Origin of the sequence: Neobacillus mesonae, assembly GCF_001636315.1 — a bacterium.
Taxonomy (GTDB): domain Bacteria; phylum Bacillota; class Bacilli; order Bacillales; family Cytobacillaceae; genus Neobacillus; species Neobacillus mesonae.
Genome location: NZ_KV440949.1, coordinates 4,080,378 through 4,103,670 on the forward strand (window position 1 = coordinate 4,080,378; position 23,293 = coordinate 4,103,670).

Sequence of the window (23,293 nt, forward strand, 5' to 3'; positions counted from 1 at the left end):
TTTGTTTAGTTTTGAGGGAGCAATTTTCTCTCAAAGCTTTTTTATTCGTTCTTTGAAAACTAGATAATCGTATAGAAGAAGAAACCAAGTAAGAACCGAGTATCGCCATTTTAGTTTTTCTCTCTAAATTTAGAGTAAAACCTTTTAGGTTAAGTTAGAAAGGGCGCACGGTGGATGCCTTGGCACTAGGAGCCGATGAAGGACGGGACTAACACCGATATGCTTCGGGGAGCTGTAAGTAAGCTTTGATCCGGAGATTTCCGAATGGGGGAACCCACTGCTCGTAATGGAGCAGTATCTTTACCTGAATACATAGGGTATTGAAGGCAGACCCGGGGAACTGAAACATCTAAGTACCCGGAGGAAGAGAAAGCAAACGCGATTCCCTAAGTAGCGGCGAGCGAAACGGGAACAGCCCAAACCGAAAGGCTTGCCTTTCGGGGTTGTAGGACACTCAACATGGAGTTACAAAGGAACGGGGTAGATGAAGCGACCTGGAAAGGTCCGCAATAGAAGGTAAAAGCCCTGTAGTCGAAACTTCGTTCCCTCCTGAGTGGATCCTGAGTACGGCCGGACACGTGAAATCCGGTCGGAAGCAGGGAGGACCATCTCCCAAGGCTAAATACTCCCTAGTGACCGATAGTGAACCAGTACCGTGAGGGAAAGGTGAAAAGCACCCCGGAAGGGGAGTGAAAGAGATCCTGAAACCGTGTGCCTACAAGTAGTCAAAGCCCGTTTATGGGTAATGGCGTGCCTTTTGTAGAATGAACCGGCGAGTTACGATTGCATGCAAGGTTAAGTTGAAGAGACGGAGCCGCAGCGAAAGCGAGTCTGAATAGGGCGAATATAGTATGTAGTCGTAGACCCGAAACCAGGTGATCTACCCATGTCCAGGGTGAAGTCCAGGTAACACTGGATGGAGGCCCGAACCCACGCACGTTGAAAAGTGCGGGGATGAGGTGTGGGTAGCGGAGAAATTCCAATCGAACTTGGAGATAGCTGGTTCTCTCCGAAATAGCTTTAGGGCTAGCCTCACGTTGTTAGAGTCTTGGAGGTAGAGCACTGTTTGGACTAGGGGCCCTCATCGGGTTACCGAATTCAGACAAACTCCGAATGCCAAAGACTTATCCGTGGGAGTCAGACTGCGAGTGATAAGATCCGTAGTCAAAAGGGAAACAGCCCAGACCACCAGCTAAGGTCCCAAAGTATACGTTAAGTGGAAAAGGATGTGGAGTTGCTTAGACAACCAGGATGTTGGCTTAGAAGCAGCCACCATTTAAAGAGTGCGTAATAGCTCACTGGTCGAGTGACTCTGCGCCGAAAATGTACCGGGGCTAAACGTATCACCGAAGCTGTGGATTGACATCTACGATGTCAGTGGTAGGAGAGCGTTCTAAGGGCGTTGAAGCTGGACCGTAAGGACCGGTGGAGCGCTTAGAAGTGAGAATGCCGGTATGAGTAGCGAAAGATGAGTGAGAATCTCATCCACCGAATGCCTAAGGTTTCCTGAGGAAGGCTCGTCCGCTCAGGGTTAGTCGGGACCTAAGCCGAGGCCGAAAGGCGTAGGCGATGGACAACAGGTTGATATTCCTGTACCACCTCTTTATCGTTTGAGTGATGGGGGGACGCAGGAGGATAGGGTAAGCGCGCTGCTGGTTATGCGCGTCTAAGCAGTTAGGCTGATGAATAGGAAAATCCGTTCATCGTAAAGGCTGAGCTGTGATAGCGAGGGAATTATAGTACCGAAGTTCCTGATTCCACACTGCCAAGAAAAGCCTCTAGCGAGATAAAAGGTGCCCGTACCGCAAACCGACACAGGTAGGCGAGGAGAGAATCCTAAGGTGAGCGAGAGAACTCTCGTTAAGGAACTCGGCAAAATGACCCCGTAACTTCGGGAGAAGGGGTGCTTATTGAGGTGCATAGCCTCGATGAGCCGCAGTGAATAGGCCCAGGCGACTGTTTAGCAAAAACACAGGTCTCTGCGAAGCCGCAAGGCGAAGTATAGGGGCTGACGCCTGCCCGGTGCTGGAAGGTTAAGAGGAGGGGTTAGCTCACGCGAAGCTCTGAATCGAAGCCCCAGTAAACGGCGGCCGTAACTATAACGGTCCTAAGGTAGCGAAATTCCTTGTCGGGTAAGTTCCGACCCGCACGAAAGGCGTAACGATCTGGGCACTGTCTCAACGAGAGACTCGGTGAAATTATAGTACCTGTGAAGATGCAGGTTACCCGCGACAGGACGGAAAGACCCCATGGAGCTTTACTGTAGCCTGATATTGAATTTTGGTACAGCTTGTACAGGATAGGTAGGAGCCTGAGAAGCCGGAGCGCCAGCTTCGGTGGAGGCGTCGGTGGGATACTACCCTGGCTGTATTGAAATTCTAACCCTCACCCCTGATCGGGGTGGGAGACAGTGTCAGGTGGGCAGTTTGACTGGGGCGGTCGCCTCCTAAAATGTAACGGAGGCGCCCAAAGGTTCCCTCAGAATGGTTGGAAATCATTCGCAGAGTGTAAAGGCACAAGGGAGCTTGACTGCGAGACCTACAAGTCGAGCAGGGACGAAAGTCGGGCTTAGTGATCCGGTGGTTCCGCATGGAAGGGCCATCGCTCAACGGATAAAAGCTACCCTGGGGATAACAGGCTTATCTCCCCCAAGAGTCCACATCGACGGGGAGGTTTGGCACCTCGATGTCGGCTCATCGCATCCTGGGGCTGTAGTCGGTCCCAAGGGTTGGGCTGTTCGCCCATTAAAGCGGTACGCGAGCTGGGTTCAGAACGTCGTGAGACAGTTCGGTCCCTATCCGTCGTGGGCGCAGGAAATTTGAGAGGAGCTGTCCTTAGTACGAGAGGACCGGGATGGACGCACCGCTGGTGTACCAGTTGTCTTGCCAAAGGCATCGCTGGGTAGCTATGTGCGGACGGGATAAGTGCTGAAAGCATCTAAGCATGAAGCCCCCCTCAAGATGAGATTTCCCATAGCGTCAAGCTAGTAAGATCCCTGAAAGATGATCAGGTTGATAGGTCAGAGGTGGAAGCATGGTGACATGTGGAGCTGACTGATACTAATCGATCGAGGACTTAACCAAGTCAATAATATTAGCGAACTCATTCTTACCAGTCTTCTTCTATATTATCTAGTTTTGAGGGAATGAAAAAAATTAAAATTTCCTCTTGCAAAATATAAAAAAGACATTATAATAAAATAGTGTCGATTAAATAGTCTGGCGGTGATGGCGAGAAGGTCACACCCGTTCTCATACCGAACACGGAAGTTAAGCTTCTCAGCGCCGATGGTAGTTGGGGCAAGCGCCCCTGTGAGAGTAGGACGCTGCCAGGCTGTTATAAAATTATTCCGCAGTAGCTCAGTGGTAGAGCTATCGGCTGTTAACCGATCGGTCGTAGGTTCGAGTCCTACCTGCGGAGCCATTAATATGGAGAGCTGTCCGAGTGGCCGAAGGAGCACGATTGGAAATCGTGTAGGCGGGTAACCCTGTCTCAAGGGTTCAAATCCCTTGCTCTCCGCCATATATATTTTATGGCCCCTTGGTCAAGCGGTTAAGACACCGCCCTTTCACGGCGGTAACACGGGTTCGAATCCCGTAGGGGTCACCATTTAGGAGGATTAGCTCAGCTGGGAGAGCATCTGCCTTACAAGCAGAGGGTCGGCGGTTCGATCCCGTCATCCTCCACCATATATATTTAATTCTTATTGTCGCGGGGTGGAGCAGTCCGGTAGCTCGTCGGGCTCATAACCCGAAGGTCGCAGGTTCAAATCCTGCCCCCGCAATACGGTCTGGTAGTTCAGTTGGTTAGAATGCCTGCCTGTCACGCAGGAGGTCGCGGGTTCGAGTCCCGTCCAGACCGCCACTTGTTTTAAATTGGCTCATTAGATCAGTCGGTAGAGCAGATTGCTTGCTTCTCCGAAAATTCTTCTCAAGTCAATCTGCGAGAAAAATCGTGAGATTTTTTGAGCAAAGGACTACAGCTTATCCTTCTGTAGGGTTCAATCTAAATATGGCTCAGTAGCTCAGTCGGTAGAGCAAAGGACTGAAAATCCTTGTGTCGGCGGTTCGATTCCGTCCTGAGCCACCATTTTTACTTGATTGCCGATGTAGCTCAATTGGTAGAGCAACTGAATCGTAATCAGTAGGTTGGGGGTTCGATTCCTCTCGTCGGCACCATAAGCTGACAAAATGAATATGTATATGGAGGGGTAGCGAAGTGGCTAAACGCGGCGGACTGTAAATCCGCTCCCTCAGGGTTCGGCGGTTCGAATCCGTCCCCCTCCACCATATACAGGGGTATAGTTTAAAGGTAGAACGAAGGTCTCCAAAACCTTTGGTGTGGGTTCGATTCCTACTACCCCTGCCATATAAATAATAATGGCGGATGTGGCGAAGTGGTTAACGCATCGGATTGTGGTTCCGACATTCGTGGGTTCGATTCCCATCATCCGCCCCATTGATTACTCAATAAGATATGGAGTACATTTTATATCATTGGGCTATAGCCAAGCGGTAAGGCAACGGACTTTGACTCCGTCATTCGTAGGTTCGAATCCTGCTAGCCCAGCCATTATTGCGGAAGTAGTTCAGTGGTAGAACACCACCTTGCCAAGGTGGGGGTCGCGGGTTCGAATCCCGTCTTCCGCTCCATAATGAATGGCGGCATAGCCAAGTGGTAAGGCAGAGGTCTGCAAAACCTTTACCACCGGTTCGAATCCGGTTGCCGCCTCCATAAATTTTAATATGCCGGTGTGGCGGAATTGGCAGACGCGCACGACTCAAAATCGTGTTCCGTGAGGAGTGTCGGTTCGACCCCGACCACCGGTATCAAAAAAAGGCTTCCAACATTTCAGTTGGAAGTCTTTTTTTATTTCTTCAATACGATCATATAGGCAGAAATCTTCAATAAAGAATGGGAAACCTTAAAGAGAGGTTTCCCTTATTTTGTGTGCCAGGCATGTTCATTTACTTGGCGGTGTGAGTCCGCTATGGGCGTTGGGATATGCGAACCATTAGCTGAAGGCAAGGGTGTTCATGGTGACATGAAATCTGAAGGAAGCCCTAGGCAAATCCTTGGTCTGAGGTACACGAACCACATTTGAGGTTTCAATTTCAGGACGAGTTTGCAAAACAAAATGAAGTCCCAAATATCCCCGGATGGAATTGAAATAAATGTGGCAGACATATGAGGAGAAGGTGGATGAACTTACCCTGGGAGGTCTCTTGATACCCTTTAAAGGAACCTACTTAGTGATAAGTAATTGAATCTAGAGAAGTCAGCCGAGGTCATAGTATCAACCTTACGGTTGAGAAGGACTGAACGAAAGGAGCGACCATGTTAGAGCAGTTTACAAAGGAACGAGGAGACAGCCAATCATATGACTATAAAAGAAGTAGGTGAACGGAATTTACTGAGAACTTTTGTAGAGTTGAGTTACCTTTGTGCAACCTCAAGAGCATGGGAACAATATGGAATCTAATAACGAGTTAATTGTGAGAATTATAAGCCGAGATAATATGAACCTAGCCTTTCAGAGGGTTAAGAGAAATAAAGGAGCTGCAGGAGTCGATGAGAAAGATATAGAAGCAACTCGCCTTTATCTGAAAGAATACGGTCATGAAATCCTCCGACTTATACAAGAAGGAAAATATAAACCACAAGCAGTCAGGAGGGTAGAAATACCAAAGCCCAACGGTGGAAAACGTAAGTTAGGAATTCCCACAGTAACTGACAGAGTCATTCAGCAAGCAATCTCCCAAGTATTAACCCCAATCTTTGAGAAACAATTTAGCCCCTATAGCTATGGATTTAGACCTAATAAAAGCGCACACCAAGCAATAGAACAGGCTAGACAATATATCGAAGAAGGCTACTATTACGTAGTGGACATAGACTTAGAGAAGTTCTTTGATAAAGTACAACACGACAAGCTTATGTCCATCGTTGCCAAGTCTATCACAGATAAAATGACTCTGAAATTAATCCGTCGATACCTTCAAGCAGGTGTTATGGAAAATGGAGTTGTATCGGTGAACAAGGAAGGAACTCCGCAAGGAGGACCACTGAGTCCCTTACTTAGCAATATCATTCTAAATGAGTTGGACAAGGAGCTTGAAAACCGCGGGCATAAATTTGTACGTTATGCAGATGACTGTAACATATATGTTAAGAGTCTAAAAGCAGGGGAACGGGTCAAAGAAGGAATTACAGACTTCATTGAGAAGAAATTAAAGCTCAAAGTGAATGAGGAGAAAAGCGCGGTGGGAAAGCCAATAGCACGTGTATTCTTAGGTATGAGTTTTTATCAATGGAAAAGAAAATCTAAAATATACGTGCCAAAGAAAACCAAGGAAAGATTCGAAGGAAAGCTAAAGAAACTCACGAACCGTAATTGGGGAGTAAGTATGGAATTTCGTATTCTAAAGATTAATCAACTTATTCAGGGATGGGGCAATTACTTTAAAATCGCGGATATTAAGAAATATGCATCCTTAACTGACGCGCATATCAGAAGGCGATTAAGAGCCTGCCGATGGAAAGAGTGGAAGAAAACGAAAACTAAATACAGAAACCTGAAGAAACAAGGTATTCCTTCAAATGTCGCTTGGAGATGTGCCAATACCCGAAAGGGTTACTGGAGATTTTCCAATAATCCAGTCTTGGATTCAGCCTTGAATAAGGATTATTGGATAAGACAAGGACTTAAACAATTAACTCAAATAATTTCATAGAACTTTCGAACCGCCGTATACCGAACGGTACGTACGGTGGTGGTGTGCTGTGAAAGGCACATCAGAGATGAGGGAAGGTCCCTCGATGGAGATTGTACCAGGCAAATCCATCAAACAACCCTAAGCTGCTGCAATAAAGAGTTGTGGTAGTAAGCGTCTAGGGAAAAGGTTGTATTAAAACAATCATGTGAGATATACAAAGATGAACGAAAGTGAATCGCTGAAGAAGTATCGATAACGTAAAGATTTGTCAAAACTTGTTGTTCACCACTAGACAAGGATAAGAGCAGAAGATAACCTGGAAAGCTGACTGTTCGGCAAACGGTATTAAGGCGACATGAGTGTATATCAGGCTCTGATGTGAAACACAGGAACCTGCATCACGATGTTAAGCGAAAAGTCACAAGCTACAGAAAAGCAAGGTCGAAATAGCGAAGCGTGGTACAGGGGCGGAGGTGCTCGTAGTAGTAATGAAGTTGCTGTAATGGCAATGGAGCGAAGGGGCACCATCATTCAACTCAATATCTGATAACAACTGTGGAAACAGGAGGATTTGATGAAAGAGAGTAAGCCATTTAAAATCTCTAAACATGTTGTACTAACAGCCTTTAAAAGAGTAAAAGCGAATAGAGGTAGTGAGGGAATTGATGGACAAGACATAAAGGAATTTGAGAAGAATCTCAAAAGAAACCTTTATAAAGTTTGGAATAGAATGAGCTCCGGTAGCTATTTTCCTCCACCAGTTAAGTTAGTTGAAATACCCAAGAAAACTGGAGGGAAACGAGGACTTGGTATTCCAACAGTCGAGGATAGAGTTGCACAGATGGTAGTTAAAATGTATCTAGAACCAAAGGTTGAACCGATATTTCATGAAGACTCTTATGGATACCGTCCAAATAAATCAGCCATTGACGCTATTGGACAAGCAAGAAAAAGGTGCTGGAAATATGACTATGTCATTGAGTTCGATATTAAAGGATTGTTCGATAATATTGATCATGAATTATTAATGCGAGCTGTTCAAAAGCACACAAAAGAGTCATGGATAAGGATGTATGTAGAAAGATGGCTCAAAGCACCATTTATTGATTCGGAAAATCGTAAGATTGAAAGAAATTCGGGAACACCGCAAGGTGGAGTAATAAGTCCAGTTCTTGCGAACTTGTTTATGCATTATGCGTTCGATGTGTGGATGTTGCGAACAAATCCACGAGCGCCTTTTGAACGATACGCAGATGATGCCATCATACACTGCAAATCGGAAGAAGAGGCTCAGGACATACTGAGAAAACTTAATCAGCGGTTAAAAGAATGCAAACTGGAATTACATCCGGAAAAGACAAAGATTGTCTACTGCAAAGATAAGGATAGGGTAAATGAGTATCCAGTTATTGAATTTGACTTCTTGGGCTACACTTTTCGTAGGATTTTCATCAAAGACAGGTTAGGAAGACTACAATTTAATTTTCTTCCATCAGTAAGTAAAAAGTCCGGGAAATCTTTCCGTAGCAAGATAAAGGCAATGAATATTCATAAGTTTACTGGTTGCAATATCCAAATCATAGCAGAGATGATAAATCCGATGATTAGAGGTTGGCTCAATTACTTCACTAAGTACAATCCATCAGCAGTTAAATACTCAATTGATTGTGTAAATCGGAGATTAACCAAATGGGCAATGTGCAAATATAAGAGATTTAGAGGACATCGAAAAAGAGCCGAAACATGGCTTAAAGCACTGGCAAAAAGAGAACCCAGCATGTTTCCACACTGGGTTAAAGGAATGACTCCTTAATGGTTGAATGATATGAGCCGTATGAATCGAGAGATTCACGTACGGTTCTGTGAGAGCCTCTGGGTGAAACTCCTGGGAGCTACTCGACTGAGAGGTCGGGGGTTAGTCACCCCCTCCTACTCGATTTTGTTGTTTAACAATTAAATTAGAATAGTTAACTTTAGAGGAAGCAGTAATAATGAAACTTTAAGTAAATTTCTACGTCTTTTTTTAAAAGGGGGATTACCTTTGGGAAAAAAACAGTTTTATAAAACAATAATATTTATCACTTTTTTAGTAATTGTTTCAGGCTGTACTAATGATCATCGTTCAGCCGACTGGGCCTATTCATTTGTTGTATGGGACGGTTTTATGTTTAAAATTTGCGATGAGTATGTTACTGAAATAGGCGAGGAAATTGGTCAAGTAACGAAGTTTTCAGATATGGAGGGGACGTATTCCGGAAACTTTTCGAATACGTACAAAAAAGGTACAAAGTACTTGGTAATCAAGGGGATAAGCACAGATGAGGCAATTGCTGTTAAAGAACTGGATGGGAGGTTCCGAAAAGCCATCAGAATAGGGAAGTATGGAGAAAAATAATTGTCTTATTAATTCCATGTCCAGCACTGGTGATTTATTTGTTAAACTTTTTAAAAAAACATAGATTAGGAGATTAGAAATGTTACAATCAATTATTTTTGATATGGATGGGACTCTGTTTCAAACAAATAAAATTTTGGAATTATCTCTTGAAGATACTTTTAACCGATTAAGAGAAAATGGTTTTTGGGGGCAGGCCACACCGATTGAGCAGTATCGAATGATTATGGGTGTTCCTTTACGGAAAGTATGGGAAACCTTGCTGCCGGACCATTCAAATGAAATTCGAGAACAAGCTAATGAATTTTTCCATGAAAGACTCATAGGAAATATTAAACACGGAAACGGGGCATTGTATCCGAATGCTGAAGAAGTATTGGGCAATTTAAAGGCCATGGACTGTTCTATTTTTATCGCAAGTAATGGTTTAATAGAATATCTAAGTGCTATTGTAGATTTTTACGGGCTTAATAAGTGGGTAACGGAAACATTCTGTATCCAGCAAATAAACTCTTTGGATAAGGCAGACCTCATAGGGATGATTATTAAGAAATATAATTTAAACAACGCAGCGGTAGTTGGAGATCGCATATCAGATATTAAGGCTGCAAAACAAAATGGTTTAATCGCAATCGGTTGTAATTTTGATTTTGCACAGGAAGACGAACTTTCCCACGCTGACATTGTAATTGGGGATTTAATCGAATTAAAAACAATTGTACATAAAGTTTGATAAAAATCTTTTCCTAAGGAAAAATTAACAATTTCATCAAGTAAACTGTGGTGGGGAGAATTGAAAATGAACAGCTATCTAAAGAGAATAGTCCAAGATCTAAGCAGTGTTGAAATGCAACAATATTGGCCTGGGTTTCTCTTACCTGCTTTTGCGGTACATGATAAGAATAATGTTTTTCTATTTAATCATCCCAAGTTTAATCAACAAAATACATTTCATAATTTACCCTGGACTTCGCAGTTTACCGGCGATACTTGCATTGATTATGAGGGATATCCAACAGCTGTTGTAAATTTGGAATTGCACAGGGATTACGAGGATTTGTTTTCAATCCTGGTTCATGAATCGTTTCATTGTTATCAATATATTAAAGGGGAAAAACGGTTTCCAAATGAGGTGTTGGGATTCATGTATCCTTTGTCTGAAGAAAATGTGGAAATTAGGAATCAAGAAAGAAATAACCTTTTTAAGGCATTGATGGCAAATGATACATCAAAGATGAATCATTATATTAATGTGTTCGTTTCACTCAGAGAAAAAAGAGCAGAGCGAATTGTCGAGCACCTTTTATATGAAAACTTGGTTGAAACCATAGAAGGCCCTGCATGGTATGTAGAGTTAAAGGCGTATGCAGAAAAGAGCAGTTTAAGCTGCAATTTAATTTTAGAAAAATATGCCCAAGGTTTAATAGACAAATATGAATCATCCCTTCATATTAGAAGAAGCTGCTATAGTTCGGGGCTTTATATATGTTTGCTTTTAGATAAAATTTCGCCAGATTGGAAAAATGAATTTTTTGAATCGGAACTTAGTTTATATGACTTTTTCAAACAGCATTATGCTGAACTATCAGAGTTTAATTTAGAAGATATCCAGATTAGCAAGGAAACTCAGGATATTGTTAACTTTGTAAAAAAGAATAAGGAGAATGAATTTGAAACATTTTTACAGAAGCCTGGATTTCATCTTTTGATAGAAGGCAAAATAGCGGTGAAAACGTTTGATCCAATGAATATTACAATTTTAGGAGAAAAAGTATTACATAAAAGTTTTATGAAGGTTAGAATCAGCGATAGCGAATATTTTATTCAACAACCTGTAATGGCCTGCTTTAGTGACCATTTTTTGAACCTAAATAAGTTGCATTTAATATTGGATATAAATCCGGTAATGAAATTTGATTCATTATCAATACATGGTATTGGCGTAATTGAAGGGGAATATATGAAGCGGGGCAATTATCATCATCTTTTAATTCAATAAAGCAGAACGGAAGGACTAATGATGGTTGAATATTTTTCCAATATTTTCACGATAATATAGAGGAAATTAAGAATCAAAAATAGAATATGATTTATGATTTATGAAATCTTTTTATAAAAAATTGGAGGCTTGTATGGGAAGATTAGTTCATTTTGAAATCCATGTGAATGATATGGAACGGGCAAAGAATTTTTATGGTGAGGTTTTTGGATGGTCCTTTCAAGATTGGAGCGAGTATGCGGGGATGCCTTACTTCGGAGCCGTGACTGGCGATGAAAATGAACCTGGAATCAATGGTGCTTTGATGCAGCGTCAAGGGAATCCGCCAGAAGCAACTCAAGCATTAAATGCTTATGCTTGTACAATGGGAGTAGAAAGCTACGATGTAACAGAAGCTAAAATTATTGAGAATGGCGGTAAGGTCGCAATGCCTAAATATGCCCTGCCTGGAATGGCGTGGCAAGGATACTATTTGGATACCGAAGGGAATATTTTTGGAATTCATCAACCGGATAGGAATGCAAAATAGGAGATTAAAAGCATGAATTCTCGAGAGACAGCTGAGACGCTTGAAAATGTTCGTAAAATTTGTCTTAAACTGCCTGAGGCTGTTGAACACATCGACGGTTTTGGGCACAATACTTTTAAAATCAATGGAAAATCCTTCGTGATATCCGGTGAAAGCGAGAAAGGTTTCAGGTTGTCATTCAAGTCAGATCGGGAAACACAAGAATTATTATTGCAGAAGGAGTATTTTTTCAAAACTCCTTATATCGGACATCACGGATGGGTATCCATTCAAAACCCAAACGAGGAAAACTGGTCTGAATTAACTGATTTAATTCTAGAAGCATATTTACGTGCTGCGCCAAAGCGCTTGATAAAGCAATGGAATGAATTGCATAAAAAATAAGGAAAGGCGGAATGCTCTGCCTTTCCTTATTTTTTATGCCATTTTTCTTGTTTGTACCTTAGTTATAAAAGTGAATCATAGCACCTGGTTGGCAAAAGATAAATTTTGTCTATCTATTTTAAGGGAAATAGTAGAATTTTAGACATTGGATAGTATATAATTTGCAGGATAAGATTAGGAAAGGGGGAAGGCGATGAGTACTCAAATCATCATAGTATTAATATTAAATTTTATCATTTCGTTGATTGGAACGTTAGCATATTCTGTCCGAATGGTTGGTGTTAGAACTGGAAAAATAGCTGTTTCATTTGCAGTGTTTAATATACTAACGCTAGTCTCCAGAATGGCGGTAACATTTCAAGTTCCATTATTAACAAAATATGTAGAACATCATTCAGGTAGCTATAACCTATTACATATTTTTTATGTCATTATTTTAGTATCGGGTGCTGCCACCATTGCCGGGGCGTTTTTAATCCCGACTTTTCAAAGGCTATTTTTTAAAGGAGTATTACATTTTTCGATTGATCGGTCTATTCCTAAACTGATGATACATAGTTTTTCTAAAGCAGGAGTTCATCATATTAAGGACTGTGTGGCCATCCCAGTAAAAGAAAATATAACTGGATTTAAATTTAGGAAATTACCTGTTAAAATCATCATTTTTAATCTCGTTGCTGTTGCATTGCTAACTGTGGGTGCTTTAGCGCCAATTTATGCGGGCAGCATTGCGCCGGATTTGCGGGCAACTTGTATTACTTTATCTTCCATTATCAATGGTATTGCGACGATTCTTATGTCCATATTTATTGATCCACAGTTATCAATTATGACCGATGATGTGGTTGAAGGAAAGTGTACAGAAGAAGATTTTCGCACAGTGGTGATTGGAATGGTCGGAAGCAAAACGTTAGGAACTGTTGCTTCGCTGTTGCTGATTATTCCTGCTTCGTATTTGATCGTATTTATTGCGAAGATAATATAGAAAATCATTTAGCTGAGGCTTTTTTAGCTAATATCATTTTAGCTAAAGCTTCGGCTTTTCGCACTTTCTTTCCTTCCATGCTTTCATCAAATTAGTATGCATATCTCTCGGTTCCTCAATTGAAAACCAATCAATGGAATGAGCGGTGGTGGGCAGCCATTTTTTAAGGCGTAGTCTAATTTTTTCATGGTTTGTGTAGTGGGGGTATATGACGGTAGATTTCCCGCCTCTTCCGTTATAAAACTTGATGTCTTCAATTTCATCCCAATAAATTTTGTTATCCTTCAGATCAACGACAATCCCATCATGCCCCCAATAAATTCCCTTACCTTCTTTTCTCTTTTTCAATAGGTAAAAAGAATAGCCTAATAAACCAAATGAGAAGAGTATTCCTGTAATAACGGTAAGTAAGTGTGACAGGATGTTTTTATAATCCAAAAAGCATAATAATAAGAGAATGGAGCCAGAAATCATAAAAACCAATATCAGATACATAGAAGACCTGTAAATTTTCAATTGAACCTCACACTTTCTGCTCATTATTTCGGAAGGGGAACTTCAATGTCATTACTGTTTGAAATCCTTTCATATATCTTTGATAGTTTTGGTCAAGATCATTCTTTAGATACCAGAAAAATTGATCAGCATATTAAGGAGCTTAACAACTATCCATGGTTTAAAGTAATATATGATGATGAAAAATATCATAAGTTATTTTTCGTGAATCGAGAAGTTAGAAAGTATCTGCAGAGTAAATTTCGTGTGAAGAGAATCATTAAAAGTAAACAGGCACAAATGAAGTTTATCAAATTCTTACAGCTGCAAACAATAAAAGGTGGTAGAAAAGGGGAAATATGATTTACGCAATCGTTTTATTCATTCTTGCGGGAATTGCTGAAATTGGCGGAGGCTATTTAGTCTGGTTATGGCTGCGAGAAGGGCGGCCATACTGGTATGGAATAATCGGTGGTATTATTTTGGTTTTGTATGGAATAGTTCCAACGCTGCAGAAATTCCCTTCTTTCGGAAGAGTCTATGCAGCCTATGGAGGAGTGTTTGTTATTCTGTCTGTGTTATGGGGCTGGGGAGTAGATCGCAAAACACCTGATACTTATGATTGGATTGGAGCAGTCATTTGTTTAATTGGAGTTTCGATCATACTTTGGGGGCCGAGACATTAAATCAGTGTGATTTGTGAAGATTTATTTTATTGGTTTCCATACTTTTGGAAAAACAAAGGGGTGCTCCGGCATTCCTTTTTTTGTGTTCTAAAGGATTTTGTATATTAATTATCGAACTAGTATGGTACCAATCATAAAATTAATTTATATCCAAATTGTAAATGAAGGAAGAGTATGATGTTAGATAGAAAATTAAATAATCGGTTTGCTTCAGTAGTAACACATGTAAAAAATACGGCACAAGCTCTCGATTGTTCCGGGGCAAGTGTAATGGTTATACATAACGACAAAGTTGTCACCAAGGAATACTGGGGAAAGCATTCAAAAGATCCCAATGCAAGACCTATTCATGAAGACTCACAGTATCATGTAGCTTCAGTTCGGAAAAGTTATATTGGATTTGCTGCAGCATATGCAGTATTCAACGGTTTTATTGATTCTATCGATGATCCTATTACAAAATATTTATCTTTTACAAATGAAGAATTTCTAAAAAAAATAACAATTAGACATCTGTTAACACATACCCATGGTTTAAATACAATAGACGGGAAATTAATCAGGGAGTTTGCTCCAGGACAAAGTTGGGCATATCGGGATATAAATATTGAATTATTAACACAAATTTTTAAAAACTCAACAGGAAAAACGATAGCACAAATCCTAAATGAAGAAGTTTTTAAACCTTTAGGGTTTAGGGAAACCGGCTGGTATGACGAACCAAATGAGAAATTGGTACAAGTTATCAAAGAACAAAATGATAAGTTTTGGTCTAAGAGTAAAGGAGCAGACGGAGATAAGAAGAATATGTACGTATCTGCCCGGGAGCTCTCTTATTGGGGGTACATCCATTTAAGGCAAGGTTTTATCGATGGTAAGCAAATGGTTTCAAAGGAAATTTTAAAACTAGCAACAACCTTACAAAGTCCAAAGCTATTGAATACTGATTTACCTCATAATGGCTTTTTATGGTTTGTTAAGGAGTTACCTGCAAAGAGAACGGAAATTGGCGATCTTGTGCCAAAGGGGGCATATCAAATTTTGGGCTATACAAATGTAGCATTGTTGGTTATTCCTAAGCATGATATTGTTGCAGTTCGTATGTTTAATAGATTTGGATCAACTCCCGGTTATGATTATTTGTCGGATATTAGAGGATTTGGGGACGTTGTTTCGGAGTGTGTATAGGAATATTTATATGAGTTACAACCATTTAAATAAAATGCGGAAACATCCGAAATAAAGCTATGGGACTTAAAAGAGGATATTGGATATTTTGATGCAGTAGATATAGAATTATTAAAATACATTTAAATAGAAAAGAGAATATCCAATTTTAAGGGAAAGGGGTTATTTATGATCTTAGTGAGTTCTTGCTTAGCTGGGGTAGAGGTAAGGTACAATAGTACGCATAGTTTAAACAAAGAGATACATAAATTAGTAGATGAAAATAAAGCTGTTACAATTTGTCCTGAATTACTAGGAGGATTCTCAACTCCAAGGGAACCCGCTGAAATCGTAGGTGGAGACGGCGGGGATGTACTAGATGGTAAGGCGGCAGTTATAGAGAAATCAGGCAAAGATGTAACTGAATTATACATTAAAGGAGCTTACGCAGCATTAAAAAAAGCGAAAGAAATAAATGCATCAGTAGTCGTTCTCAAAGAGAATAGTCCTTCTTGCGGAAGCTCTATGATTTATAATGGCGAATTTAAGGGAAAGAAAATTGTGGGAAATGGAGTTACTTCAGCTCTTCTTAAAAGAAATGGAGTAAAAGTAATATCAGAGGAAAAATTTCTTAAAGATTTCCTTTAATATTGTGAAATAACAGGAGATGTTATGAATAAGGTTCCATTTTATAGTTTCTTGGTTGGCAAAACCAGTTTAGCACTTGCTGAAGTTATTTACATAATGGTGATCACCACATTTATTTATCAAAAAACCGCTTCTGCCTTGATTGCTTCATTGTTTCCTTTACTCCAAGCTATGGCTAATTTAGTTGCAGGTTTGGTATTTCCGTTAGTTCTAAGAAAGCTTCCTTTTTCTAAATTATTGAGAAGTCTTCCATGTATAAGGGCTATTTTAATAACGCTATTACTTGTAAGTTTTGAACATATTACTGGAAATATTTATGTGCTGCTTATTCATGTGTTAATCATTTCCTTTATAGGTGGTTTGGAGAAGCCGATTCTTAATTCAATTATTCCTAAATTAGTAGCTAAAGACCATCTTGTAAAAGCAAACAGTTCAATATCAGTTACAACACAATCAGCACAAATAGCTGGATATAGTTTTACCGGCTTTGCTGTCATACATTGGGGGCATCACCCTACTTTATTTTTTAATGCAGTATTAATATGGATGGCTGTATTGTGTATTTTTCATACATCAAAATATACCGCTCAGGAGGAAGGAATAGCACAAGTAAACCAATCAAAGTGGGAATTAATCAAAGAAGGCTGGGCTTTACTTTGGCATAATCAAACGTTAAGAATGGTTACATTAATGGATGTAATTGAGGGGGCAGCTGGTTCCATTTGGATTGGCGCAATCACACTGGTGTATGTAAAAGAGGCATTAAATCGAGGAGAGCAATGGTGGGGCTTCGTTAATGCAAGTTATTCCATAGGATCTATTATTGGCGGTTTACTCACCTTGCTGCTTGCCAACTTGATTCAGAGGCATTTGATTGTTAGTATGGCGGTCGGTTCGCTATTATTTAGCCTTTTTACTTTAATTTATGGGCTGACAAGCGTCCCTATACTTGCACTTTTTCTGTGCGTTGCCATGGGGCCGGCATATCAGATTAGGGATGTTGCTCAACAAACTGCCTTTCAATTAAATATTGAATCACAACACCTGCCGAAGGTATATGCATCACAGGGAATCCTGCTATCAATTGTTACTGGTTTCTCCATATTATTAATGGGCTTGATTGCGGACTATATCGGAGTTCGAGCAGTCTATATTTTTGGTTCCATCCTAATCTTTATTTCCGCAATTTTATCGTTGTCATTAGTTCAAGCAGGAAAAAGGAAAGTTTTTAAATAAGTTATGGAGGATTTGAAAATGCAACCACCTAAACATATTGTTTCAGCAGCTACGATTGTTTTAAACAATAAAAATGAAATTTTATTAATTAAGGGACCTCGCCGGGGATGGGAAATGCCTGGCGGGCAGGTGGAAGAAGGGGAATCATTGAAAGCTGCTGCTATTAGAGAAACATAAGAGGAATCCGGCATAGATAATGAGAATATTAAATTCTGCGGAATATTTCAAAATGTAAATGAAACAATTTGTAATACATTATTTTTAGGTAAACCGGTTGGAGGAGAGTTAATCACTAGCAGTGAGAGTTTAGAGGTTGGTTTTTTCTCAATTCAAAAGGCATTAGAAATGGTCACATGGAAAAACTTTAGGCAAAGAATTGAGTATTGCTTAAATGACAATCTTCAGCCTTTTTTAGTTGAATTTTAGAGAACTTTCTGTTCTAAATGACCATTTGAGAGCTGAGTGCGCTAACCACCTTACTGTGATAAAAACAGTAAGGTGGTTTTTTAGGTTAAACGTTATTTACATATTCTTTTCAAAAATAGGGGATATTTTAGCTAAAAAGAAAGTTTAAATACATGGAGGTTAGCAATGGAGACTGGAAAGCAGGTAAGGCTTACAGCGGCGGAGATTACATCCCTTTGGGCCTCTTATATGAATGATAGTGCAATCTCATGTAAGTTAAAATACTTTTTATCTAAAGTGGAAGATGAAGAGATTAAACCCTTAATCAAACATGGTTTAGAGCTTGCTCAAGGAAATGTGAAAACTTTAGCTGAAATATTTAATAAGGAAAAGTATCCTATTCCATAACAGCCGCCTATGGCCACGGATCGAGACGAGCTGGCAAAACAAGGCGAATAAATGGTTATTGAAACCGTAAAGGATGATTTCGATGATTTATATTTATAACGACTATGGCGGGACACATACCACATCCATGGCAGCAGCATATCATTTGAAAAAATTGCCACAATCAGAAGTGAAATTAACCACTGAGCAAATTTTAGATATGCCTTATTTTAATCAATTGGATCATGAGGATTTTGGAAAGCTGATTTTCCATGGAGTCGACGAAGACAATAACCCTGTTTATACGATCGGGAGAAAACGAAACAAACTTGTTGTCCCAGCCTTAAAAGAAATGATTTTATTGCTTCAGGACAAATTTCAATTTCAGGAAAAGATAATTTTCTCCAATACTTCACCAACCGTACCACTGGCTATGTCAATTGGCGGATTCTTTTCAAGAGGATTAAAAATAGATATGATCGGTATTCCGTTTTTGGTTAAAGGGGCTAAGCAGTGCTGTGATAATGTCTTTCGTTTAGTTCAAAATACGAAGGAAATTGGAAAATCCGGCTTTCAGGAAAAGGTCATTATTTTAGAAAATGAAATGTTTAAAAATTAATAGTAGATACAATAATAAAAATTACAATTCCCTTTTAAAAATATCCATAATTCACCTAAAGACTACCTTCAACTCAAGACAACCCAGATACCAAAAGTATAGATATTTTTATGAAGGAATTAGTGACGGCTAATCATCAAGGATTAGCCGTTTTCCAGTGGGCATTACATTGCTCGATAAAAATGATGTTCTTTTAAATAGTCCGGTAAATGTAGGATTGAGGTAAGTTCGGCAAAAGTACTGTTTGGTTCCATGTCAATATCCACGATATTATAGCTCCATTCAATTTCCGCGGGTATATGGACCGCATTAATTCCTAAATCTAATGCCGGTTTAATATCCGTTTTCAGAGAATTTCCAATCATCCACGTAGATTTCTTTTCGGAGTTAATTTTTCTTAACACCTTTTTTAAGGCTTTCTGGTTTTTATGTTCAAAAATAAAGACGCCATTTTGAAAATATGGCTCGAGCTTTAATTGCTTAATTTTTCGATATTGGTTTTTATGGTCGCCGCCTGTAAATAAATGCAGATGATGGCCATCTTCTATTAACTTATCTAACACTTCATACATTTCCGGAAAGGGTTCTACTTCAATTTTGAATACACTTTCCCCAATCTTGCGAACTTGTTCGATTTCGTTTGCTTTTAGCCCTTTATTAAATTGCTTACAAAAATAAAGATATGTTGTGACCAGCGATTCTGGATAACGTGAAGAGTGAAGCCCATGCTTATTAATACTTTTTAAATCAAATTCTAACTGCTTTTGTTTAACTTCCTTAACGGAGATATTTTTAAACCATTCTTTCATACGTTTTGCAAATTCATTTCCCGCCTGTTTAAAGTATTTATTGCAGTGGATCAGCGTATCGTCTAAATCCAATATTAAGGTTTGTTGATTCATGACCAATCCCCCCTAACGAATGGTGTAAATTAAATATATGAATGACTTTGGGAACGATGATATAACAGCCAATCCTTTTTTAAAATAGTGCTGATGTAGTGGAAGGATTATATTCTAGCCATTTTTGGCTACGGGAATTATTCGACAAAAAATGTCGAAAAATACTTGACGGTTTTCGAAAAAGTATGTATATTAAAAAAGTCGGTTACCGGCTTCATACATATTAACAACGCAGTGTATCGTTTCAAAATAGAACGATGCATTGCGTTTTTTATTAAAAAAAGGATGCTTTAATCGCATCCAAGTATTCTATAGCTGGCTTCCCCGCCGCTGATTTGTACAAACATATTCATTAAAGATTCTGTTAGTTTATTTGCTTCTTCTAAGTTAGTTGACGGTCGTAAATAGATAAGCTGCATTGCATTTTTTGTATTGTTTGTTACTGCAGTTCTCTCCGAATCGACAAAGGGACTTCCAAATGGCCCTTTCTGATCTGATGATATAATCAGTCTGTGCAGTGAATTTACCCGCCCATTTAGACCTATGTATTCTTCATTTTTCCCGCCAATTCGAATTTCCACGGGGCCTTCCGTCAAATCGGCATCATAGACACCCATCGGCACCTGATACTGCAGGGAGAAAAAATTATTTAAATCGGTGGCACTTTGCACAGAATTTAGGTAATTTTGTTTTTTTACCCGTCGATATAATGCCTCTGCAGAGTGACGGTAACGGTTAGGGTCCTTGCCGGTCTTTTTAAAAATGGCCCGCCATTCTTGTATACCTGGCAGCTCGGTTACATTTTTATTCTCAAGCTCAAAATAGATGGATTCTTGAAATAGCTGAAGCCGCCCTTTTAACATTTGCGGGGAATCCCCGACCGTAATATTTTGATATTCAATTACACCTAATTTAAAATCAGGTATCAGCTCCGATAATTCCGGCGAAAGTTGAATTTCCAACAATCCCACCTCCAAATTTCATTAAAAATAGTTTATCATAAATTGATGGACAGCTAATAATATGTGATTTTTAAATAGATCTGCACTGCTTTTCATTTCAAGGAAAGGAGGGGACTAACCTTGGACGTTAACAAACTAAAACAAGAAATTATCGCCTACAGTAAAACTATCGGCATTGATAAAATCGGCTTTACGACAGCCGATCCCTTTACAGAATTGAAAAACCGGCTGATTCGCCAGCAGGAGTTGGGCTATCAATCAGGGTTTGAAGAACCTGATATCGAGAAACGGACCAATCCTGCTTTGCTGCTGGAGGAACCACGGTCGATCCTCTCCATAGCTCTCGCTTACCCGGCAAAAATGAAAATCCGGGTGGAAAGTAAGAAGGGAGAAAGAAGAGGGATCTTTTGCCGGGCATCCTGGGGCCTGGACTATCATCATATTATCAAGGACAGACTTCAGAAGCTGGAGGCATTTATTTTAACAAAAGTACCGGATGCACGGTTGAAATCCATGGTCGATACCGGCGAACTTTCGGACCGGGCCGTAGCGGTAAGGGCGGGAATCGGCTGGAGCGGGAAAAATTGTGCGGTGATTACACCGGAGTTTGGCTCCTATGTTTATATTGGCGAAATGATTACAAGCATTCCGTTTGCACCAGATACACAAGTAGAAGACCAATGCGGTTCTTGCACTAAGTGCCTCGATGCGTGTCCGACAGGTGCTTTGGTGCAAGGGGGGCAAATCAATGCCCAGCGCTGTATTTCCTTTTTAACCCAGACAAAAGGATTGATTCCTGATGAATTTCGGGACAAAATCGGAAACCGTGTCTATGGCTGCGACTCCTGCCAGACGGCTTGTCCTTATAACAAGGGTAAGGATTTTCATTTTCATGATGAAATGGAACCAAATCCGGAAGTCGCTAAGCCGTTGCTCACGCCAATATTAAAATTAAGCAACCGTGAATTTAAACTGAAGTTTGGGCAAGTCTCAGGGGCATGGCGCGGGAAAAAGCCAATTCAGCGGAATGCGATGATTGCCCTTGCCCATTTTAAAGATGAAACTGCTGTTCCTGATTTAATCGAAGTATTGGAGAAGGAAGCAAGCCCTGTTGCCAAAGGGACCGCTGCCTGGGCACTTGGAAAAATTGGCGGGGAGCAGGCTTTAGAAGCGTTAAAGCGAGCAAAGGAATCTGAAACCGACCTGGAAGTACTTCAGGAAATTGAAAAAGGATTATCTTTGATTTCTTAAAAAGGGCAGACGTTTACTCCCTGCTTTTTTTTTATGTTAAAATTTCCTTTCTTTCATATGTATGAAGAGAAAGGAGCTGATTTTTCCAAAATGGAGAAGGCACTTCAAGAGCTATTTGAATTCAGGGTTCAACAGTTTGTCGGTAACGAGCGGAATGCAAGAGATCTATTTTCAAAGGCTGAGATAAAGCTGGAGTCGCTGTTAAAAAGATCTGCTGAAATTGTAAAGGCAAAAGCGGCCGGAAACATAATTGACACTACAAATGAAGAAGAATTTCAAAAGGTAAAATATCTCGCGCATTATCAATATTTGATTAAACAGAGAGGCAGTCTTTATCTGGAAGAAGAGACAGAGGAGAGGGTAGCAAAGTTCTATAAAGGCGCCCTTATTATGGATGAGGAGGTTAAGCCGCCAATAATGGAAAATGACTCATTCTCTATTCAAAATGCTTCAGAGCCTGAGGAACGCATTAGCTACCAATACGATCGTCTCAAGGCGGTGCAATATGCCGAACGCTGGTGGAATACGTATAATCCGGCATATAAAAAATTTGAAAATAATTGCACCAATTATATTTCACAATGCCTCAGAGCGGGCGAGGCACCGATGAGAGGGCATCCCAACCGCGGCACGGGCTGGTGGTACCAGCATACGAATTGGAGCTACAGCTGGGCAGTCGCCCATTCGTTGAAGAACTATTTAGGGAATTCCAAGAGCGGGCTTAAAGCAAAGCAGGTTAGCAGTCCTGAGCAGTTGAACCTGGGTGATGTGATTTGCTATGATTTCGAAGGCGATGGCCGGTTTAATCATAATACAATAGTGACGGGCAAAGATGCCAATGGAATGCCTTTGGTGAATGCCAATACTTATAACAGCCGGATGAGGTATTGGGCCTATGAAGATTCTTCCGCCTATACACCGAATATTAAATACAGGTTCTACAACATTATCGACGGCTGAAAACCTAAAGTCTTGAACAGGAGTATGATAATGGTATAATTGCAAGTAGAGTTTTTTTCGAGGTGAGAAACGTGTCAGTGCATGTTGTATTATTCCAGCCGGAAATTCCTTCTAATACCGGAAACATTGCCCGCACTTGTGCAGCAACCGATACCACTTTACATTTAATTCGGCCATTAGGGTTTTCCACCGATGATAAAATGTTGAAAAGGGCCGGTTTAGACTATTGGGAGTTTGTTAATATTGTTTATTATGATTCCTTAGATGAATTTTTTGAACAAAATGCCGGCGGTGAGTTCTTTTTTTTAACAAAGTTAGGCGAAAAACAGCATAGTTCATTTGATTACAGCGATAGGAAGAAAGACTATTACTTTATTTTTGGACGCGAAACAACAGGTCTTCCGAAAGAGATAATTGAACAAAACTACGACCGGTCATTGCGGATTCCAATGAATGAAAACGTCCGTTCATTAAATCTGTCAAATACTGCAGCCATTCTTGTTTATGAGGCACTAAGACAGCAAAACTATCCAAACTTAATCGAAAAAGGGCCTGAATGCTAGGCCT

General features: G+C 40.2%; 21 protein-coding genes, 15 tRNA genes, 2 rRNA genes and 1 pseudogene. 36 read left to right on the forward strand and 3 right to left on the reverse strand.

Features of this window, described 5'->3' with window-relative positions:
• Positions 1-147 precede the first annotated feature (147 nt).
• From A6749_RS18960 to A6749_RS19080, 25 genes are all read left to right on the forward strand, one after another.
• Positions 148-3,083, forward strand: a 23S ribosomal RNA gene (locus tag A6749_RS18960).
• 134 nt (positions 3,084-3,217) lie between these two features.
• Positions 3,218-3,334: ribosomal RNA gene (gene rrf, locus A6749_RS18965) — 5S ribosomal RNA — on the forward strand.
• Between the two features lie 14 nt (positions 3,335-3,348).
• Positions 3,349-3,423, forward strand: a tRNA-Asn gene (locus A6749_RS18970).
• A 7-nt stretch (positions 3,424-3,430) separates the two neighbouring features.
• A tRNA-Ser gene (locus tag A6749_RS18975) sits at positions 3,431-3,522 on the forward strand.
• A 12-nt stretch (positions 3,523-3,534) separates the two neighbouring features.
• A tRNA-Glu gene (locus A6749_RS18980) sits at positions 3,535-3,609 on the forward strand.
• Positions 3,610-3,613: 4 nt separating this feature from the next.
• Positions 3,614-3,689 (forward strand) — tRNA-Val (locus A6749_RS18985).
• A 21-nt stretch (positions 3,690-3,710) separates the two neighbouring features.
• Positions 3,711-3,784 (forward strand) — tRNA-Met (locus A6749_RS18990).
• 3 nt (positions 3,785-3,787) lie between these two features.
• Positions 3,788-3,864: transfer RNA gene (locus A6749_RS18995), tRNA-Asp, on the forward strand.
• Positions 3,865-4,013: 149 nt separating this feature from the next.
• Positions 4,014-4,089: transfer RNA gene (locus A6749_RS19000), tRNA-Phe, on the forward strand.
• Positions 4,090-4,102: 13 nt separating this feature from the next.
• Positions 4,103-4,178 (forward strand) — tRNA-Thr (locus tag A6749_RS19005).
• A 26-nt stretch (positions 4,179-4,204) separates the two neighbouring features.
• Positions 4,205-4,289 (forward strand) — tRNA-Tyr (locus tag A6749_RS19010).
• Between the two features lie 5 nt (positions 4,290-4,294).
• Positions 4,295-4,368 (forward strand) — tRNA-Trp (locus tag A6749_RS19015).
• Positions 4,369-4,382: 14 nt separating this feature from the next.
• A tRNA-His gene (locus A6749_RS19020) sits at positions 4,383-4,458 on the forward strand.
• A gap of 39 nt (positions 4,459-4,497) precedes the next feature.
• Positions 4,498-4,572 (forward strand) — tRNA-Gln (locus tag A6749_RS19025).
• Between the two features lie 5 nt (positions 4,573-4,577).
• Positions 4,578-4,652 (forward strand) — tRNA-Gly (locus tag A6749_RS19030).
• Between the two features lie 8 nt (positions 4,653-4,660).
• Positions 4,661-4,734: transfer RNA gene (locus A6749_RS19035), tRNA-Cys, on the forward strand.
• Between the two features lie 13 nt (positions 4,735-4,747).
• Positions 4,748-4,829: transfer RNA gene (locus tag A6749_RS19040), tRNA-Leu, on the forward strand.
• Between the two features lie 642 nt (positions 4,830-5,471).
• On the forward strand, positions 5,472-6,734 hold the full coding sequence (ltrA, locus tag A6749_RS19045; protein ID WP_066390170.1) for a group II intron reverse transcriptase/maturase: 1,263 nt from the start codon (positions 5,472-5,474) through the stop codon (positions 6,732-6,734).
• 556 nt (positions 6,735-7,290) lie between these two features.
• Complete coding sequence (gene ltrA, locus A6749_RS19050; RefSeq protein ID WP_066390172.1) at positions 7,291-8,529, forward strand: group II intron reverse transcriptase/maturase; 1,239 nt, start codon at positions 7,291-7,293, stop codon at positions 8,527-8,529.
• A 228-nt stretch (positions 8,530-8,757) separates the two neighbouring features.
• Complete coding sequence (locus A6749_RS19055; RefSeq protein WP_084797901.1) at positions 8,758-9,111, forward strand: hypothetical protein; 354 nt, start codon at positions 8,758-8,760, stop codon at positions 9,109-9,111.
• A gap of 79 nt (positions 9,112-9,190) precedes the next feature.
• Entirely contained in the window at positions 9,191-9,844 is a 654-nt protein-coding gene (locus A6749_RS19060; RefSeq protein WP_066394159.1) for an HAD hydrolase-like protein, read from the forward strand.
• 66 nt (positions 9,845-9,910) lie between these two features.
• Positions 9,911-11,110 carry a hypothetical protein gene (locus A6749_RS19065; protein ID WP_066394161.1) on the forward strand — a complete coding sequence of 400 codons (1,200 nt, stop codon included), beginning with the start codon at positions 9,911-9,913 and terminating at the stop codon, positions 11,108-11,110.
• 133 nt (positions 11,111-11,243) lie between these two features.
• The gene (locus tag A6749_RS19070; RefSeq protein ID WP_066394164.1) at positions 11,244-11,639 is read left to right on the forward strand and encodes a VOC family protein; all 396 of its coding nucleotides are present in this window, start codon (positions 11,244-11,246) and stop codon (positions 11,637-11,639) included.
• A gap of 12 nt (positions 11,640-11,651) precedes the next feature.
• Positions 11,652-12,023, forward strand: coding sequence for an MmcQ/YjbR family DNA-binding protein (locus tag A6749_RS19075; RefSeq protein WP_066394167.1), 372 nt, complete (start codon positions 11,652-11,654; stop codon positions 12,021-12,023).
• A 193-nt stretch (positions 12,024-12,216) separates the two neighbouring features.
• Positions 12,217-13,008 carry a lipid II flippase Amj family protein gene (locus tag A6749_RS19080; protein ID WP_066394174.1) on the forward strand — a complete coding sequence of 264 codons (792 nt, stop codon included), beginning with the start codon at positions 12,217-12,219 and terminating at the stop codon, positions 13,006-13,008.
• A gap of 42 nt (positions 13,009-13,050) precedes the next feature.
• Here A6749_RS19080 and A6749_RS29000 read toward each other — a convergent pair whose 3' ends face one another.
• Positions 13,051-13,524 carry a hypothetical protein gene (locus A6749_RS29000; protein WP_236719704.1) on the reverse strand — a complete coding sequence of 158 codons (474 nt, stop codon included), beginning with the start codon at positions 13,522-13,524 and terminating at the stop codon, positions 13,051-13,053.
• Positions 13,525-13,569: 45 nt separating this feature from the next.
• Here A6749_RS29000 and A6749_RS19090 point away from each other — a divergent pair, with 45 nt between their 5' ends.
• From A6749_RS19090 to A6749_RS19125, 8 genes and pseudogenes are all read left to right on the forward strand, one after another.
• On the forward strand, positions 13,570-13,866 hold the full coding sequence (locus A6749_RS19090) for a hypothetical protein (protein ID WP_066394176.1): 297 nt from the start codon (positions 13,570-13,572) through the stop codon (positions 13,864-13,866).
• Complete coding sequence (locus A6749_RS19095) at positions 13,863-14,189, forward strand: YnfA family protein (protein WP_066394177.1); 327 nt, start codon at positions 13,863-13,865, stop codon at positions 14,187-14,189. The genes A6749_RS19090 and A6749_RS19095 overlap by 4 nt, the downstream gene beginning before the upstream one ends.
• Before the next feature lie 174 nt (positions 14,190-14,363).
• The gene (locus A6749_RS19100; RefSeq protein ID WP_066394179.1) at positions 14,364-15,377 is read left to right on the forward strand and encodes a serine hydrolase domain-containing protein; all 1,014 of its coding nucleotides are present in this window, start codon (positions 14,364-14,366) and stop codon (positions 15,375-15,377) included.
• Between the two features lie 168 nt (positions 15,378-15,545).
• Positions 15,546-16,004 (forward strand): 2-thiouracil desulfurase family protein, encoded by a 459-nt coding sequence (locus tag A6749_RS19105; protein ID WP_066394188.1) that lies wholly within the window; start codon positions 15,546-15,548, stop codon positions 16,002-16,004.
• 24 nt (positions 16,005-16,028) lie between these two features.
• Positions 16,029-17,240, forward strand: a complete 1,212-nt coding sequence (locus A6749_RS19110; protein WP_066394191.1) for an MFS transporter — start codon at positions 16,029-16,031, stop codon at positions 17,238-17,240.
• A gap of 18 nt (positions 17,241-17,258) precedes the next feature.
• A pseudogene (locus A6749_RS19115) lies at positions 17,259-17,666 on the forward strand (NUDIX hydrolase).
• A gap of 165 nt (positions 17,667-17,831) precedes the next feature.
• A complete protein-coding gene (locus tag A6749_RS19120; protein ID WP_066394193.1) occupies positions 17,832-18,053 on the forward strand; it encodes a DUF3231 family protein in 222 nt (73 codons plus the stop codon).
• Positions 18,054-18,135: 82 nt separating this feature from the next.
• Positions 18,136-18,651 (forward strand): DUF3189 family protein, encoded by a 516-nt coding sequence (locus tag A6749_RS19125; protein ID WP_066394202.1) that lies wholly within the window; start codon positions 18,136-18,138, stop codon positions 18,649-18,651.
• 164 nt (positions 18,652-18,815) lie between these two features.
• Here A6749_RS19125 and A6749_RS19130 read toward each other — a convergent pair whose 3' ends face one another.
• Both A6749_RS19130 and A6749_RS19135 read right to left on the reverse strand, forming a co-directional pair.
• Entirely contained in the window at positions 18,816-19,553 is a 738-nt protein-coding gene (locus A6749_RS19130; RefSeq protein WP_066394205.1) for an HAD family hydrolase, read from the reverse strand.
• Positions 19,554-19,843: 290 nt separating this feature from the next.
• Entirely contained in the window at positions 19,844-20,515 is a 672-nt protein-coding gene (locus A6749_RS19135) for a B3/B4 domain-containing protein (RefSeq protein WP_066394216.1), read from the reverse strand.
• Positions 20,516-20,635: 120 nt separating this feature from the next.
• Between A6749_RS19135 and queG the strand changes: the two genes are divergently transcribed.
• The 3 genes from queG to trmL all read left to right on the forward strand — a co-directional run bounded on the left by queG (position 20,636) and on the right by trmL (position 23,289).
• On the forward strand, positions 20,636-21,766 hold the full coding sequence (gene queG, locus A6749_RS19140) for a tRNA epoxyqueuosine(34) reductase QueG (protein WP_066394218.1): 1,131 nt from the start codon (positions 20,636-20,638) through the stop codon (positions 21,764-21,766).
• Between the two features lie 90 nt (positions 21,767-21,856).
• Positions 21,857-22,726, forward strand: a complete 870-nt coding sequence (locus A6749_RS19145; RefSeq protein ID WP_066401057.1) for an amidase domain-containing protein — start codon at positions 21,857-21,859, stop codon at positions 22,724-22,726.
• 71 nt (positions 22,727-22,797) lie between these two features.
• Positions 22,798-23,289 (forward strand): tRNA (uridine(34)/cytosine(34)/5-carboxymethylaminomethyluridine(34)-2'-O)-methyltransferase TrmL, encoded by a 492-nt coding sequence (trmL, locus tag A6749_RS19150; protein ID WP_066394227.1) that lies wholly within the window; start codon positions 22,798-22,800, stop codon positions 23,287-23,289.
• Positions 23,290-23,293 lie beyond the last annotated feature (4 nt).